Below are 14,189 nucleotides of genomic sequence, written 5' to 3'. Positions count from 1 at the left end.
TCTTTAATGTTAAAATTCTTCAATAAAATACGCAAACAGCTTCTAAACGATAACCAAACAGGGCGTTATTTAAAATATGCGATTGGCGAAATTATTTTGGTGATGATTGGTATTTTATTGGCGCTTCAAGTGAGCAACTGGAATAACAACCGGGAATTGGAAAAAGAAGAATTAAAGGTTCTCAAAAGCCTTTTACAAGAGTTTAAAGAAAACTTGGCAAGATTTGATGTAGCGTACAAGTTTCATTTAAATCGGAAAAAAGCAATTGAGGCCATGATGACTTCTGATCCTAGGGAGCTGTCTTTGGATAGTTTAAGAAACTTAAATAGAAGCATTAATAATAATTATACATTTGATCCTTTTCAAGGTATTTACAATTCAGTTATTAATTCTGGAAAAATTGAGTTGGTTTCTAATGATTCTTTGAAAATAAAAATCGCCATAATTCAAGACTTGTTAAACGATTATAAAGAAGAAGAAACAAACGCTATGGTGTTTACTCAAAGGAATCTTTATCCTTTTCAAATAGATAGTTCAAAAATTGACTTTAGTATTTATTATAGTACCAAAGAGCACTCTGAAGATGAACTGATGGAGTTTAAGCAAAATCTACTACAAGTATTAGAATCAAATAAATACGAAAACCTTTTGGTTTATATTCATGGTTATATGAATGGTATTTTTATAGAAGGACCAATTTTAGAAGAAGAAATGGTATCAATCATCAATTTATTAGAATCAGAAATAGAAAAACATGAAAATTAAAATTATCAATAAATCCAATCACGATTTACCACATTATGAAACCCTTGCTTCTGCAGGAATGGACTTGCGAGCCAACCTTTCAGAGCCGAGAATTCTTAAGCCACTTGAAAGAAGTATTGTGGGTACGGGTTTGTTTATAGAGCTACCAGTTGGAATAGAAGCTCAAGTAAGACCTCGCAGTGGCCTGGCAGCAAAAAAAGGAATTACTGTGCTTAATGCACCAGGGACCATTGATGCCGATTACAGAGGAGAAGTAGGTGTCATTTTAGTGAATTTATCCAATGAGGATTTTGTGATAAATAACGGCGAGCGTATTGCACAATTGGTGATAGCCAAACACGAACGTGCCGAATGGCAAGAAGTTGATAGTTTATCAGAAACGTCTAGAGGCGAAGGTGGATTTGGAAGTACAGGAGTAAAATAAAAAGCAATAAGATGAAAATAATAGTACCCATGGCAGGACGAGGTTCTCGTTTAAGACCTCATAGTTTAACTGTACCAAAACCGTTAATACCTGTTGCAGGCGAACCCATTGTCCATAGATTGGTAAAAGACATAGCAAAAGTTTTAAACCAACCCATTGAAGAAATAGCGTTTGTTTTAGGCGATCCCGCTTTTTTTGGTGACGACGTTGTTGAAAGTCTCGAAAATTTAGCTAAATCCCTTGGAGCTAAACCAACTATTTATAGACAAGATCAACCATTAGGGACAGGCCATGCCATTATGTGCGCCAAAGACTCGTTATCAGGTCCTGCAGTCATCGCCTATGCTGATACGTTGATTAGGGCCGATTTTAATTTAGACGAAGAAGCCGATTCTGTAATTTGGGTAAAACAGGTGGATAACCCTGAAGCTTATGGAGTAGTAAAGCTTAATGCTAACAATGAAATTGTTGAATTAGTTGAAAAATCTAAATTCTTTGTTAGCGACTTGGCTGTCATAGGTATATACTACTTTAAAGATGTTTCCGTTTTAAAAGATGAATTACAGCACGTTTTAGATAACAATATTGTAAATGGGGGAGAGTATCAAATAAACGATGGGATTAAAGGTATGATGGCTAAAGGCAAGGTCTTTAAGACAGGAAAGGTTGATGAATGGATGGATTGTGGAAATAAAACGGTAACCGTGGAAACCAATGCCAGAATGCTTGAATTCTTATTTGAAGATAATGAAAAGCTAATTGCTGATTCTGTAGAAATAACAAACTCAAAAATTATCCAACCGTGCTTTATTGGAGAAAATGTTTTACTTAAAGATGCTACAATTGGGCCACATGTATCAATCGGAAATAATACTACAGTTGAAGCGTCAACCGTTAAAAATAGCTTAATACAAAGCCATAGCTCCATCAAAAATGCTAATTTAGATGAAGCAATGATAGGAAATCACGTAAAGTTTAATGGTAACTTTACTAAAGTGAGTTTAGGTGATTATACTAACTTGGACTAAAAGTTGATATATCTTTTGCCTATTGGGCTTAATGAAGCTTTAAAAATGAAACAGAAAATCTACATAACGCTATTACTGCTAGGAATAATATGCTATTCCCAAACAGGTTTTGCCCAAATAGATTATAATAAAACACCTAATGATGATTTAGGAGAGGTTGAAGATTTAGATCAAGAGTATTTCTTTGAAGCCCTAAAACAAAAAGGTATTGAAAATTACGACCGTGCAGTTACGGCTTTGTTAAAGTGTATAGATTTAGATGATTCTAAATCGGTATTTTATTACGAATTGGGTAAGAACTACAATAAGCTTAAAAATTTTGGTGCTGCGGAAGATGCTTTAAAAAAAGCAGTAAAGATGGAGCCTGATAATGAATGGTATTTAGATGAGCTTTATGATATTTACGCCCAACAGAATGATTACGATAAAGCTATAAAAACAGTCAAGCAGCTGGTTAAATATCACCCAGATTATAAAGAAGATTTGGCAACACTTTATGTACGGATTAAAAAATATGATGACGCTCTAGAAATTCTAGACGAAATGGATGAGGAACATGGGCTATCACCAACACGCGATTTATTGAGAAACCAAATTTATGAGCTAACAGGTCGTAAAAAAGAACAAATTGAAAACCTTGAAGATCGTGTTGAGGATAACCCTGATGAGGAGTCAAACTATTTGGCGCTTATCTATCGTTATAGCGAAAACGATGAAAAAGAGAAAGCTTTTGAAACTGCTAAAAAGCTTTTGGAGATTAAGCCCAATTCTCAATTGGTACATCTAGCGCTTTATAAGTTTTATTTAGATGATAACGACCCAGATAAGGCTATTGAATCCATGAAAATTGTATTACAAAGTTCGCATATTAAACCTGATGCAAAGACATTGGTTTTAGTTGATTTTGTAAACTTTGTTTCTCAAAACCCGCAGTACGAAGCCGATTTGGTTGAGGCAACAACTATGATTACTGACGAAAATTCTGAAACCTCATATTTAGAAGTTGCACAGTATTTTTTAAAGAAGGACGATAAAGCCAAAGCCCTTGAGTATTATAATAAAGCATTGGCATTAAACAGCGACAGTTATGGTATTTTAAGAAACATATTATTGCTGCAAATAGATTTGGAGAATTACGAACAAGCTGAAGTACAAAGTCGTGACGCACTTGAAAAGTTTCCTTCGCAGCCATTATTTTATCTAATAAACGGAGTGGCTCTTAACAAGCTAAACAAACCAAAAGATGCTGTTGACACTCTTGAAATGGGCCAAGATTATATTATTGAAGACCCTAAAATGCAAGTTCAATTTTACAATCAATTAAGTACAGCCTATACCTTGTTAAACAATACAAGCAAGGCAAAAGCGTTTAGTGATAAGGCAAAACAATTGGAATCCTCAAATTAATGAATAAGACCACCTTTTTTAAAAGTACAGTAGCGCTCTGTTTTTTAGCTTTTTTAGGTTGTAAATCAACAAAATCTGTTACAGCTCCAGGGGCTAGTGATTTATCACTATCAACAAAAGAGGTCATTAAAGCCCATACCAAGCAATCGCCAAATTTTAAAACCTTACAGTGTAAAATAAAGGTAATTTATACACAAGACAATAAATCACAATCGCATACCATTACAATGCGTATGCAAAAAGATGAGGTTATTTGGCTAAATTCGGCTTTAAACCTAATTCGGGCGAAAATTACTCCTGAAAAAGTGAGTTTTTACAATAAACTGGACAACACCTATTTTGATGGCGATTTTGGGTATTTAAGTCAATTGTTAGGTACAGAGTTAGATTTTAAAAAAGTACAAAATTTGTTATTGGGTGATGCCTTATTTGAATTAGATAAAACAACGCATGATATGTCTATTCATAATGAAGCGTATTTATTTCAACCCAAAAATCAGATGCGTATTTTTGAATTGTTTTATATCATAAACCCAGCGCATTTCAAAATGGATTCGCAGCAACTTTCACAATCTAACGAAGCGCGTTTTTTAGAAATAGACTATTTGTCTTATCAAATGGTGGACAAACAGAGTGTTCCTGAAAACTTAAAAATATTTGTATTGGAAGGCGATGAAGAAACCACCATTGAAATGGGTTTTAAATCTGTTAGTTTAAACGAAAATTTACGGTATCCCTTTAAGATTCCTTCTGGTTTTGAAGAAATAATTCTAGATTAGTAATGCATAGACCAACCCAAATAGTATGCGTATTCCTATTGTTGTTTTTAACAACAACATTGTCTTTTTCACAAAGCAAAAAGCAATTGGAACTCGAAGAACGTCGCCAAGAATTGCGTAATGAAATCAAGCAAATCAACGAATTATTATTCAAGGATAAATCAAAGAAAAAATCGCAAACTACTTTAATAGAAGATTTAAACTATAAGGTTAGCGTGCGTAAAAACTTAATCATGGTTACCAATCAGCAAGCTAACTTGCTAACACGCGAAATAAACGATAACCAAAACAAAATCACTGAATTACGGGATGAACTAGAAGTTTTAAAGGAGAATTATGCCAAAATGATAGTCACGTCTTATAAAAGTAAAAGCGAACAAAGCCGTGTTATGTTTTTATTGTCTTCAACAAACTTTAAACAAGCCTACAAACGTATTCAGTATTTAAATCAGTATGCCAATTATCAAAAGGAACAAGGTGTAGCCATAAAAACAAAAACAACGGAACTGCAAGAAACGAATAAGGCACTGTTAAAGCAAAAAGCCGATAAGCAAAAACTTATAGAAGAAAACCGTATTGCCCAGCGGGAATTAGAAACCGAATTGGCACAGCAACAACAGTTAATGGCTGCTATTAATAAAAATTTAAATAATTACACCGCTCAAATTAGAGAGAAGCAGCGCGAAGCCGATAAAATTGATCGCGAGATTGAAAAAATAATTCGTGAGGCCATAGCAGCATCAAATAAAAAAGCAGGAAAATCGACTGCTACATCTACAAGCTTTGCGCTTACACCTGAAGCTAAAGCATTGGCTAAAGACTTTGTATCTAATAAAGGTAAATTATTATGGCCAGTAGAAAAAGGCGTTGTTAAAGTACGCTACGGTAAACAACCGCATCCAGTGGTTAAAACGGTTACTATACAAAGTAACGGTGTACGTATTGCAACCGAGAAAAATGCTGATGTTCGGGCTATTTTTAATGGCGAAGTTATGCGAATCATTACCTCAAAAAATGGTAATCCAACCGTTTTAATACAACATGGTAACTATATAACTGCCTATTCCAACATGGCAAAAATATATGTGAAGAAAGGTGATAAAGTTTCTACAAAAGAAGTTATTGGTCAAGTATTTACAAACCCTTCCAATGGCGAGACTATTTTAAATTTCTCAATTTTTAAAGAAACCAAAACGGTTAATCCAGCCGAATGGATTTATAGGATGTAATGTCTTGTATAAAAGTTATATATTGGTGAAAAATACATCAATGAAAAAACTTTTAATTTTAGTTGTCCTTATACTCTTTGTATCGGCCTGTAGCAGTGATGATTCTGATAATCCACCCCAAAACCATGCAGCTATTGGCACTTTAGTTAAAATAGAAATTTTTCGTCCAGAAGAAGAAATACGTACTAGCACTACATATTTCTTCAATTCAGATGAAAAAGTAGAAAGTGCTCTTGAAGAAGCATGGAACGGTTCGCAATATTTGCAGGCTACCTATACTTATTCCTATAATTCTAATGGACAAATTTGGAAGGTTACCATTGCAGTTGATGATAGTACTGAATATACAGAATTTAACTTTACTAGTGGTTTGATTACTTCTTCATTGAGACATACTATTAGTGGTAACGTTCTTCGTACACTTTATAATTATAATAGCGATAATCAATTAATAAACAAACAATTTTTCAATGCAGATAATGAAGAATCTGCAATATCAAATATTTCATTTGATATAAATGGTAATATTGAAAGCAGACATGACGAGCGTAATTTTGGAACTGAAATTATTGATTACACTTTTGAGTATGATACTTTTAACAACCCATTAAAGACTCCCTTTGAAAATCAAGAAATGAATAAAATTATAGGGCATAACTTTAACAATATTACTAAAACTATTCGTTCAGATGATTTTTCAACGAGTGAAGTCAACATTGAATATACTTATAATGAAGCAGGATATCCATTAACATCAAAAGAATATTCGAATGGGAATTTATTAGTTGAGGTAACTTATACTTACCAAGAATAATAATTCAAAAAAAAAAACTTACTCAAACAACGCCTTTAATTCGGTGGCATCTTTAGGCTTCATTTTGCCCGCCAATACCAAGCTTAATTGCTTACGTCTTAATGCTGCTGCAAAGCGCTCTTTTTCCAAGTCGGTTTCAGGAGTAATTTCTGGGATTTCCACTGGTCGCCCTGTTTCATCAACAGCTACAAAAGTATAAATAGCTTCATTGGCTTTGGTGCGTTGTCCAGATTCACGGTCTTCTATCCAAACATCCAAAAAGACTTCCATAGAGGTTTTAAAAGCACGCGACACTTTGGCTTCAACTGTTACCACGCTGCCTAATGGTACTGAACGATTAAAAGCTACGTGGTTTACAGAAGCAGTAACCACAATACGGCGACTGTGACGTCTGGCTGCAATACTGGCGCAACGATCCATTCTGGCCAATAATTCACCACCAAATAAATTATTTAATGGATTTGTTTCACTTGGCAAAACCAAGTCTGTCATTATGGTTTTAGTTTGTTCTGGTGTTTTTGCTTGCATAGCTCTTAATTTGAGCTGCAAAGGTAAGACGAAAAAAGCTCATGATTATAGCTTTTATGTCATAAAAATGTAATCTGTAATAACAAATCAATGACTTGTCATTCCGAACTTGTTTCGAAATCTAAAGTATTTAGGGTAATTGAGATGCTGAACCAATTTCAGCATGACAAGGCAACAAAAACTAATCTAGCTCCTTAACCAAAAGCCAAGCTTCAGAATTATGGGAGCGTTTAATAGTTCTTAAAGCTTCTAGTGCTTCAAGTCTATCATCGTAACTAGCATAAACAACTTCGTGTAAACCATATTTATTGATACCAATTTTACGAGCTTTAAAACCTTGGGCTTTTAATTGCGAGACTTTTTTATCACTATTTTCTTCTATACGAAAAGCACCGGCAATAATATGATAGTTGCCAGATAGCTTTGTGATATTTAAGGTAACAGCTGGAAGCGGATTATCAATAACGAAAGTAGCCTCTTGAATTTTATTTTCTAATTCTTGAGTAGCTTGTTCTTGAGCCAGTTTATTGTGCTCATTTATATTGTCTACATAAAATTTAGAAGCACCTAATCCACCTAACCCTAAAGCTATAATAGCAACAGCGGCATATTTAAGATAAGGACGCGATTTACGACGTTCTGGTGTGATAGTAGTAATAGGAACTACTTTTTCTATGTATTCAACCTCTTCTTTATAAGTTTCACGAGTCACTTCATGAGAGACAAACTGCGATAAGCCAAAGGCATCAGTTAAATAATTAAGATGATAAGATGGCTCAAATAAAATTTTGCCTTCAGTGTTTAATGATAAGCTACCAATATTGTGAAAATCTAAAGTTTCGCCTTCAACTAAATACGATTTTAAATACTTCACACGTTTTTGAACACGTTTTGAGGCTTCTTCGTAAGGAATCTTCTCTACATCGGCAATATAGTGTGTTAATAGACCGTCATTTTTCTGAATCTGTTCATTAAACGACAATATCTTTTTTGGTGGATAAAACGCGTGTGTAGAGTCATGAATGGTAGCCGAAACTCGACGTGTTAAGAATGAGCCAAATTCAGGAATGGTAACACATTCGTAACGGTATAATAAATCGCTGATGTAAGGTTCTAATTGCATAAAAACAAAGTTAAAAAAATTTAAAAGCGAACAAAAACAGCCCTTAAGTATTTATTAACATCCTAAAATTTCTTTTCTTGTAGTTTAGAAATCAATTACATACCATGACAGAAAATCAGTTATTACCCATATTAGCCTTGCAGCATGTGCCTAATATTGGAGATATTACAGCTAAAAAACTGATTAATCATTGTGGGTCTGCCGAAGCCATTTTTAAAGAGAAAAAGCAAAACCTCTTAAAAATTGATGGTATTGGGAGCATTGTGATTAGCGATATATTTAACAAGCAGCATTTTACAGCTGCCGAAGAAGAGTTACATTTTATTAAAGAGAACAACGTTAGCTGCTTATACTTTACAGATGCTAATTATCCCGAGCGGTTAAAACATTGTATAGACAGCCCTATTTTATTGTTTCAGTCTGGTAATATAAACCTAAAAAACAAACGTATCATAAGTGTTGTTGGTACTCGAAAGATTACGAGTAGTGGATTAGATTTTTGTAATAGGTTGGTTGAAGAGTTGGCAGTTTTTAATCCTGTTATTGTTTCTGGGTTCGCTTATGGTACAGATATTACGGCACAAAAAGCGGCCTTAAAACACAATTTACAAACCGTTGGTTGCTTGGCTCATGGTTTAAACCAAATTTATCCTAAAACACATAAAAAATATGTAGCTGATATTGAAAAGCATGGTGGGTTTTTTACCGATTTTTGGAGCAGCGATCCTTTTGATAGGAATAATTTTTTAAAACGCAATCGTATAATTGCTGGATTAAGTGAGGCAACTATAGTTATAGAGTCTGCTGAAAAAGGCGGCAGTTTGGTAACTGCCGATATTGCAAATTCCTATAATCGGGATGTGTTTGCTGTGCCAGGTCGAACCACAGATATACAAAGCGTGGGCTGCAATAACTTGATTAAATTTCAAAAAGCGCATTTACTGTCAAACCCTTTGGATATTCCTTATATGTTAAATTGGGAATTGGAAACAAAAGAAAAACCAACTATTCAAAAACAACTGTTTATTGAGTTAACTGATGAGGAAAAGATTATCTACAATTATCTAAAGACTGAAGAAAAACAACAGTTAGATTTAATAGCTTTAGATTGCAACATGCCTATTTTTAAAGTAGCTAGTGTGTTACTTAATCTAGAGCTCAAAGGAGCGGTTAGACCTTTGCCTGGAAAATTGTTTGAGGTTATTTAATACCCAATCTTTCCACGAACACGATTTAGCACCTCGTTAGCTACTCGCTTTGCTTTTTCAGCACCAATTTGTAGTGCTTCGTCTATTTCGTTCAAGTTCGCCATATAATGGTTATAGCGTTTACGAGGTTCTGCAAATTTTTCAACTATTAATTCAAAAAGTTCTTGTTTGGCATGACCATAACCATAACCGCCAGCTTCGTAATTGGCTTTCATTTTTGCAACATCTTCAGCAGAAGCTAAAATGTTATACAAGGCAAAACAATTACAGGTTTTCCAGTCTTTAGGATCTTCCAATGGTGTGCTATCAGTTTTAATAGACATAATTTGCTTACGCAATTTTTTATCGTCTAAAAATATGTTGATAATGTTACCACGACTCTTACTCATTTTTTCACCATCGGTTCCCGGAATAAGCATGGTATTCTCCTGTATTTTGCCTTCTGGCAATACAAAGGTTTCCCCCATTTTGGCATGAAAACGTGAAGCTACATCACGTGTCATCTCAATATGCTGTAACTGGTCTTTGCCAACAGGTACAAGGTTGGCATCATACAACAGAATATCTGCCGCCATTAACATAGGATACATAAATAAGCCCGAGTTTACATCGTCTAATCTATCGGCTTTATCTTTAAATCCATGAGCCAATTGCAATCTTTTAAACGGAAAAAAACAATTTAAATACCATGCAAGTTCTGTAACTTGAGGCACATCGCTTTGTCTGTAAAATACTGTTTTTTCTATATCTAATCTGAAAGCTAACCATGTAGCTGCTACAGAGTACGTGTTGTGTCTTAACTCTTCAGCATTTTTTATTTGTGTAAGTGTGTGTAAATTAGCGATAAAGAGAAATGAATCGTTTTCTGGCTTATTCGCCATGTCAATTGCAGGCATAATAGCGCCTAAAATATTTCCTAAATGTGGTGTTCCTGTACTTTGTATTCCTGTTAATATTCTTGCCATAATATTTTCTGCAAAAGCAGAAATCTTTTTAGATTATCAATAGGACAAATGTACTTATAGTTGCGAACAAAAAAAAGTGGCTTTTAAACCACTTTTATATATTTAAGTTATTTTATCAGCAAAGTTATTTTTTAAATAACCCAGCTACAAAAAGTACAATTACAGCACCAACGGCACCTGTAATAATATCGCCTAAAACACCATCAGAAATTGAAATTCCCAATGCTCCAAAAGCCCAATTTCCTACAATCCCACCAATAATACCTAAAATGATATTTATTAGTAATCCAAACCCACCACCTTTCATTAATTTTCCGCCCAGCCATCCAGCTATAGCGCCAATAAGTAATGCATAAAGTAAACTCATAATAGTTTAATTTTTAAAGTTAGTATTTCTAAAGATAATAAATATATATCATTATTTTTGGCACCTATGATTATATTCAAGTATCTATTTTGGATTTTGTATCGTATTTGGTTTTATATTTTGGTAGCTATACCAATTATTGCTTTGTTTCCAATACTGTTGGTTTCCATTTCTAAAGAGTCTTGGTATCCCTTTTTTTTTAAACTCGCCCGTTTTTGGGCTTACTTTATTTTAATTGGAATGGGCTTTCGGGTTAAAATTAATCTGAAGCAGGAACCTCAAAAGAAGGCGAGCTATATGTTTATTGCCAATCATACCTCTATGGCTGATATTATGCTCATGCTTGCAAGTTCAAAAAATCCTTTTGTATTTGTGGGCAAGAAAGAGTTGGCAAAAATTCCTTTGTTTGGTTTTTTCTATAAGCGTACATGCATATTGGTCGATAGAAGTTCAGAAAAGAGTAGAAAAGCTGTTTTTTTAAGAGCTCAAAAACGTTTGAAACAAGGTTTGAGCATTTGTATTTTCCCAGAAGGAGGTGTGCCAGAAGAGCATATAATTCTTGACGATTTTAAAGACGGAGCGTTTCGATTGGCCATTAACCATCAAGTTCCTATTGTCCCTCTTGTTTTTCTTGATAATAAAAAACGATTTAGTTACACGTTCTTTAGTGGCAGCCCTGGACAAATGCGTGTAATTGGACATGAGCATATTCAGACAAAAGAATTGACCATTGCAGATACCAAGCGGCTCAACACCCAGTCTAGAGAAGCGATTTTAAAAACATTACAAGATGACTTAAATTAAAAAGTCGCTCTGCAGAAGAGCGACCTTTTGTTCATCATTGCTTTCCCTTAAGACTAGGAAAGTCAATCAATCTAACCAACTAAAAACTAAAATTTATAACTAAAACCGGTATAAAGACCAATTATATACGGCCTAAAACTACCAGAGGTATTATTAAACGCATTTAAATGATATTTAAAAGTAGGTTCTAAATTAAATCTAAAATGTTCTGAAAAATTGTAATTCATTCCAATACCTAAATTAGTACTAAAACTAACATTATTTACATTATTTGCTTCGCCAATATAAGTTGTATATTCTTCAAATTCAGAATAGACTTCATTATCATTTAAGAAAAATGTACTTACACCACCAATTAAACCAAGGCTAAAACGATTGTTAACTAATTTATATTCAAGTTCAACAGGAACTTCGTAATAGCTTAAACGCTGACTAATGGCCGCATTAGACAAATCGCTTATAATTTGCTGAAAGCCTAAATTTTCACCACTAAAGGCATTTAGCGACTGACTTCCAGGAGCCAAATTAATGTTACGCATAGGATTTATAGGATTTCCAGTACCACTATTAGGACTTTCATATAAAATAACATTATCGGTATCGTAGCTTAAATTTAAAGAACTTATTCCTGATCGAACTGCTAGCTTTTTGCTTAAAGCATAACTAACATTAACACCATAGCTCATATTTACCTCACCACTTTTTGAATTGGAAACAAACTGTTCGTCAATATGAGAACCTTCACCAAATGAGTTATAGTAAACAGGCGCAACATTTGCATAAACTTGCCACCTGTTTACTAATTTTTCTTTCTCTTCTTCTTTTTCATTTAATTCTTCAGCTTGCGCTATTGCTTCCTCTATAGAAGGTGACTCACTGTTCAATGAATCACCAACTTTTAAGGATTCCTCTTTTTCTTTTTCATTATGAGGGTTATTGCCTTTCATAGCATTTAAGGCAATTGCATTTTGAGTATTTTCTTTTCCTAAAGCACGATTGGCAGCATCTGTATCTAATTCAGTTTTAAGATTGTTTTTTGCTTGTGCTGTTTTGGTTTGATTTGCTTCAGGATTTGAAGACACGTTATTTATAGTATTGATATTGGCAGAATTCGGGTCGTTTGTAGCTGTTCTGGTATCTGGAGCATTGTTTAGTTCAGATGATTCATGATTATTAGGTGAACTAATACCTGAAACTTGAGCCGATTTTGTTTCGTTGTCTAGAAACTCATTTCTTTTGTTTTTGGACGGCTTATTGTCTCTGTTGTTTTCTGAAGCTATTTTGTTTGCAGTATTATCATTATCTAAATTAGAAGGGTTGGAATTTTTAGGATGACTTTCTAAACTATTTATATCGCTATTATTGCCTTCATTATCATCTATATTTGCTGTTGATGTTTCGGGATTGTTTGTTAGTTTATTATTTAATTCTTTAGAGTTCTTTTCTGAAGAAGGTTTTGTATTGTTATCTACTGTTTTTGTTGCAGGATCATTACTTTTTGATGCATTGCTATCAAAAACAAAAGAGCCTATTGTGAATAGTATAGCTAAAACGGCAGCAATACCAGCTAGACGCAACCAAATAGGAAACACCTTTTTGGGTTGGTCGTCTTCTAACTTGAGTTCGTTTTGAATTTTTGTCCAAAGTTCAGGATTGGGAGAAACCTCAAAGTCCTTTAGCTTTTCTTGAAAAACTCTATCAATGTGTTTTTTATCGCTCATTATAATGATTGCGAATTTAATCGCGCTTTATAATCTTCAATTTTTTCTATTAGTATCTTTCTAGCTCTAGCTAAATTAGATTTAGAGGTTCCCATACTTATTGAAAGCATTTCTGCAATTTCATGATGGGAATAACCATCTAAAACATACATATTAAATATCAATCTATACCTATCAGGTAACTCTTGAATAATTTTCAACAAAAAATCAATTGAAATATCATTGTCGTCAATATCTAATTCAACATCTTCAATAAATTCTTCGTTTACAATTTCAAAAACACCTTGACTCCTATAGCGCTGCAAGGCGGTATTAATTGTAATACGTTTAAGCCAACCTTCAAAAGAACCTTTATCTCTATACTGTGCAATTTTACTAAATATAGTCAAAAATGCATCTTGCAGATTATCTTCTGCTTCAGCATAGTTTCTTGAATACTTCAAGCATACCGAAAACAATTTACTCGAAAAGAGTTGGTATAATTCGCTTTGAGCTTGAGTATCATTTTTACTACATTTTTTTATGAGTTGTTTTAAACTCACATGACACACATATTAATTAAACATTTACTAATCTACCACGGGGACTTCAATAATTAGATACTGACTGTCTCCATTATCATCTTCTCCTTGCCAAAACTTAAACACATAAGAGTCTTCTTCCCCTGCTTTAAAGGAGAATTGAGTGTCAAGTAATTCATTTACTTCAACACATTCATAATCACCTTCAAACACAGTATTAACAACGGCTACCATTCTTTCATTACCTTCTCTTACATAATACACATCATTGTAAGCGTAACAGGATGTAGGGCGAAAGTACTTGAGATAAATATCATAAACTTCACCGCGCTCAAACTCTGTTGGGACAACCGCATCTTCAACAGGAAGTATTACATTGTAAACTCTCTCATTATCATCATCAATACTACACGATAAAGCAAAGAGAGAAAAGAGTAAAACAACAAGCTTTCTCATGGTTAAATTCTAATGTTTTATATACATGTTTACTCTTTAGATGCACAAAG

General features: G+C 33.8%; 16 protein-coding genes. 9 read left to right on the top strand and 7 right to left on the bottom strand.

Features of this window, described 5'->3' with window-relative positions; all coding sequences use genetic code 11:
* The first annotated feature begins 6 nt into the window (after positions 1-6).
* From K7G76_RS00695 to K7G76_RS00665, 7 genes are read left to right on the top strand one after another with little or no spacing between them, the layout of a single operon-like run.
* On the top strand, positions 7-765 hold the full coding sequence (locus K7G76_RS00695; RefSeq protein WP_223032285.1) for a DUF6090 family protein: 759 nt from the start codon (positions 7-9) through the stop codon (positions 763-765).
* Entirely contained in the window at positions 755-1,189 is a 435-nt protein-coding gene (gene dut / locus K7G76_RS00690; protein WP_223032284.1) for a dUTP diphosphatase, read from the top strand. The genes K7G76_RS00695 and dut overlap by 11 nt, the downstream gene beginning before the upstream one ends.
* An 11-nt stretch (positions 1,190-1,200) precedes the next feature.
* Entirely contained in the window at positions 1,201-2,217 is a 1,017-nt protein-coding gene (locus tag K7G76_RS00685; protein WP_223032283.1) for a sugar phosphate nucleotidyltransferase, read from the top strand.
* A 45-nt stretch (positions 2,218-2,262) separates the two neighbouring features.
* Positions 2,263-3,624 (top strand): tetratricopeptide repeat protein, encoded by a 1,362-nt coding sequence (locus K7G76_RS00680; RefSeq protein WP_223032282.1) that lies wholly within the window; start codon positions 2,263-2,265, stop codon positions 3,622-3,624.
* Entirely contained in the window at positions 3,624-4,403 is a 780-nt protein-coding gene (locus K7G76_RS00675; RefSeq protein ID WP_223032281.1) for a DUF4292 domain-containing protein, read from the top strand. The genes K7G76_RS00680 and K7G76_RS00675 overlap by 1 nt, the downstream gene beginning before the upstream one ends.
* A gap of 2 nt (positions 4,404-4,405) precedes the next feature.
* Positions 4,406-5,632, top strand: a complete 1,227-nt coding sequence (locus K7G76_RS00670) for a murein hydrolase activator EnvC family protein (RefSeq protein ID WP_223032280.1) — start codon at positions 4,406-4,408, stop codon at positions 5,630-5,632.
* A gap of 40 nt (positions 5,633-5,672) precedes the next feature.
* Complete coding sequence (locus K7G76_RS00665; protein ID WP_223032279.1) at positions 5,673-6,446, top strand: hypothetical protein; 774 nt, start codon at positions 5,673-5,675, stop codon at positions 6,444-6,446.
* A gap of 18 nt (positions 6,447-6,464) precedes the next feature.
* On the opposite strand, the gene K7G76_RS00660 is transcribed toward K7G76_RS00665, so the two are convergent.
* Positions 6,465-6,974 carry an acyl-CoA thioesterase gene (locus K7G76_RS00660; RefSeq protein WP_223032278.1) on the bottom strand — a complete coding sequence of 170 codons (510 nt, stop codon included), beginning with the start codon at positions 6,972-6,974 and terminating at the stop codon, positions 6,465-6,467.
* A gap of 181 nt (positions 6,975-7,155) precedes the next feature.
* Complete coding sequence (locus K7G76_RS00655) at positions 7,156-8,097, bottom strand: HU domain-containing protein (RefSeq protein ID WP_223032277.1); 942 nt, start codon at positions 8,095-8,097, stop codon at positions 7,156-7,158.
* Between the two features lie 104 nt (positions 8,098-8,201).
* On the opposite strand from K7G76_RS00655, the gene dprA reads away from it, so the two are divergent.
* Positions 8,202-9,305: a DNA-processing protein DprA gene (dprA, locus tag K7G76_RS00650; protein WP_223032276.1), complete on the top strand. Its 1,104-nt coding sequence runs from the start codon at positions 8,202-8,204 to the stop codon at positions 9,303-9,305.
* On the opposite strand, the gene trpS is transcribed toward dprA, so the two are convergent.
* The gene (gene trpS / locus K7G76_RS00645; RefSeq protein WP_223032275.1) at positions 9,302-10,270 is read right to left on the bottom strand and encodes a tryptophan--tRNA ligase; all 969 of its coding nucleotides are present in this window, start codon (positions 10,268-10,270) and stop codon (positions 9,302-9,304) included. The two genes, dprA and trpS, sit on opposite strands and share 4 nt — an antisense overlap.
* A gap of 124 nt (positions 10,271-10,394) precedes the next feature.
* Positions 10,395-10,637, bottom strand: coding sequence for a GlsB/YeaQ/YmgE family stress response membrane protein (locus K7G76_RS00640; protein WP_223032274.1), 243 nt, complete (start codon positions 10,635-10,637; stop codon positions 10,395-10,397).
* 66 nt (positions 10,638-10,703) lie between these two features.
* Between K7G76_RS00640 and K7G76_RS00635 the strand changes: the two genes are divergently transcribed.
* Entirely contained in the window at positions 10,704-11,441 is a 738-nt protein-coding gene (locus K7G76_RS00635; protein ID WP_223032273.1) for a lysophospholipid acyltransferase family protein, read from the top strand.
* 86 nt (positions 11,442-11,527) lie between these two features.
* Here the strand turns inward: K7G76_RS00635 and K7G76_RS00630 are convergent, their stop codons facing one another.
* Genes K7G76_RS00630 through K7G76_RS00620 form a run of 3 tightly spaced genes read right to left on the bottom strand, consistent with a single transcriptional unit; the run spans position 11,528 to position 14,139 of the window.
* The gene (locus tag K7G76_RS00630; protein ID WP_223032272.1) at positions 11,528-13,162 is read right to left on the bottom strand and encodes a hypothetical protein; all 1,635 of its coding nucleotides are present in this window, start codon (positions 13,160-13,162) and stop codon (positions 11,528-11,530) included.
* Positions 13,162-13,704 carry an RNA polymerase sigma factor gene (locus tag K7G76_RS00625; RefSeq protein ID WP_223032271.1) on the bottom strand — a complete coding sequence of 181 codons (543 nt, stop codon included), beginning with the start codon at positions 13,702-13,704 and terminating at the stop codon, positions 13,162-13,164. Before K7G76_RS00625 ends, K7G76_RS00630 begins: the two co-directional genes overlap by 1 nt.
* Positions 13,705-13,731: 27 nt before the next feature.
* On the bottom strand, positions 13,732-14,139 hold the full coding sequence (locus K7G76_RS00620; protein ID WP_223032270.1) for a hypothetical protein: 408 nt from the start codon (positions 14,137-14,139) through the stop codon (positions 13,732-13,734).
* Positions 14,140-14,189: the final 50 nt, after the last annotated feature.

Source organism: Hanstruepera marina, from assembly GCF_019880635.1.
In the GTDB taxonomy this organism is placed as follows: domain Bacteria; phylum Bacteroidota; class Bacteroidia; order Flavobacteriales; family Flavobacteriaceae; genus Hanstruepera; species Hanstruepera marina.
The sequence above is the reverse complement of the archived record's forward strand: the minus strand, read 5'-3'. Positions and strand labels throughout refer to the sequence as shown.

Coding starts and splice junctions, on each gene's coding strand:
- K7G76_RS00635 (WP_223032273.1), top strand. CDS start 10,704: ATGATTATATTCAAGTATCTATTTTGGATTTTGTATCGTATTTGGTTT.
- K7G76_RS00655 (WP_223032277.1), bottom strand. CDS start 8,097: ATGCAATTAGAACCTTACATCAGCGATTTATTATACCGTTACGAATGT.
- K7G76_RS00630 (WP_223032272.1), bottom strand. CDS start 13,162: ATGAGCGATAAAAAACACATTGATAGAGTTTTTCAAGAAAAGCTAAAG.
- K7G76_RS00695 (WP_223032285.1), top strand. CDS start 7: ATGTTAAAATTCTTCAATAAAATACGCAAACAGCTTCTAAACGATAAC.
- dprA (WP_223032276.1), top strand. CDS start 8,202: ATGACAGAAAATCAGTTATTACCCATATTAGCCTTGCAGCATGTGCCT.
- dut (WP_223032284.1), top strand. CDS start 755: ATGAAAATTAAAATTATCAATAAATCCAATCACGATTTACCACATTAT.
- K7G76_RS00675 (WP_223032281.1), top strand. CDS start 3,624: ATGAATAAGACCACCTTTTTTAAAAGTACAGTAGCGCTCTGTTTTTTA.
- K7G76_RS00660 (WP_223032278.1), bottom strand. CDS start 6,974: ATGCAAGCAAAAACACCAGAACAAACTAAAACCATAATGACAGACTTG.
- K7G76_RS00620 (WP_223032270.1), bottom strand. CDS start 14,139: ATGAGAAAGCTTGTTGTTTTACTCTTTTCTCTCTTTGCTTTATCGTGT.
- trpS (WP_223032275.1), bottom strand. CDS start 10,270: ATGGCAAGAATATTAACAGGAATACAAAGTACAGGAACACCACATTTA.
- K7G76_RS00685 (WP_223032283.1), top strand. CDS start 1,201: ATGAAAATAATAGTACCCATGGCAGGACGAGGTTCTCGTTTAAGACCT.
- K7G76_RS00670 (WP_223032280.1), top strand. CDS start 4,406: ATGCATAGACCAACCCAAATAGTATGCGTATTCCTATTGTTGTTTTTA.
- K7G76_RS00640 (WP_223032274.1), bottom strand. CDS start 10,637: ATGAGTTTACTTTATGCATTACTTATTGGCGCTATAGCTGGATGGCTG.
- K7G76_RS00665 (WP_223032279.1), top strand. CDS start 5,673: ATGAAAAAACTTTTAATTTTAGTTGTCCTTATACTCTTTGTATCGGCC.
- K7G76_RS00680 (WP_223032282.1), top strand. CDS start 2,263: ATGAAACAGAAAATCTACATAACGCTATTACTGCTAGGAATAATATGC.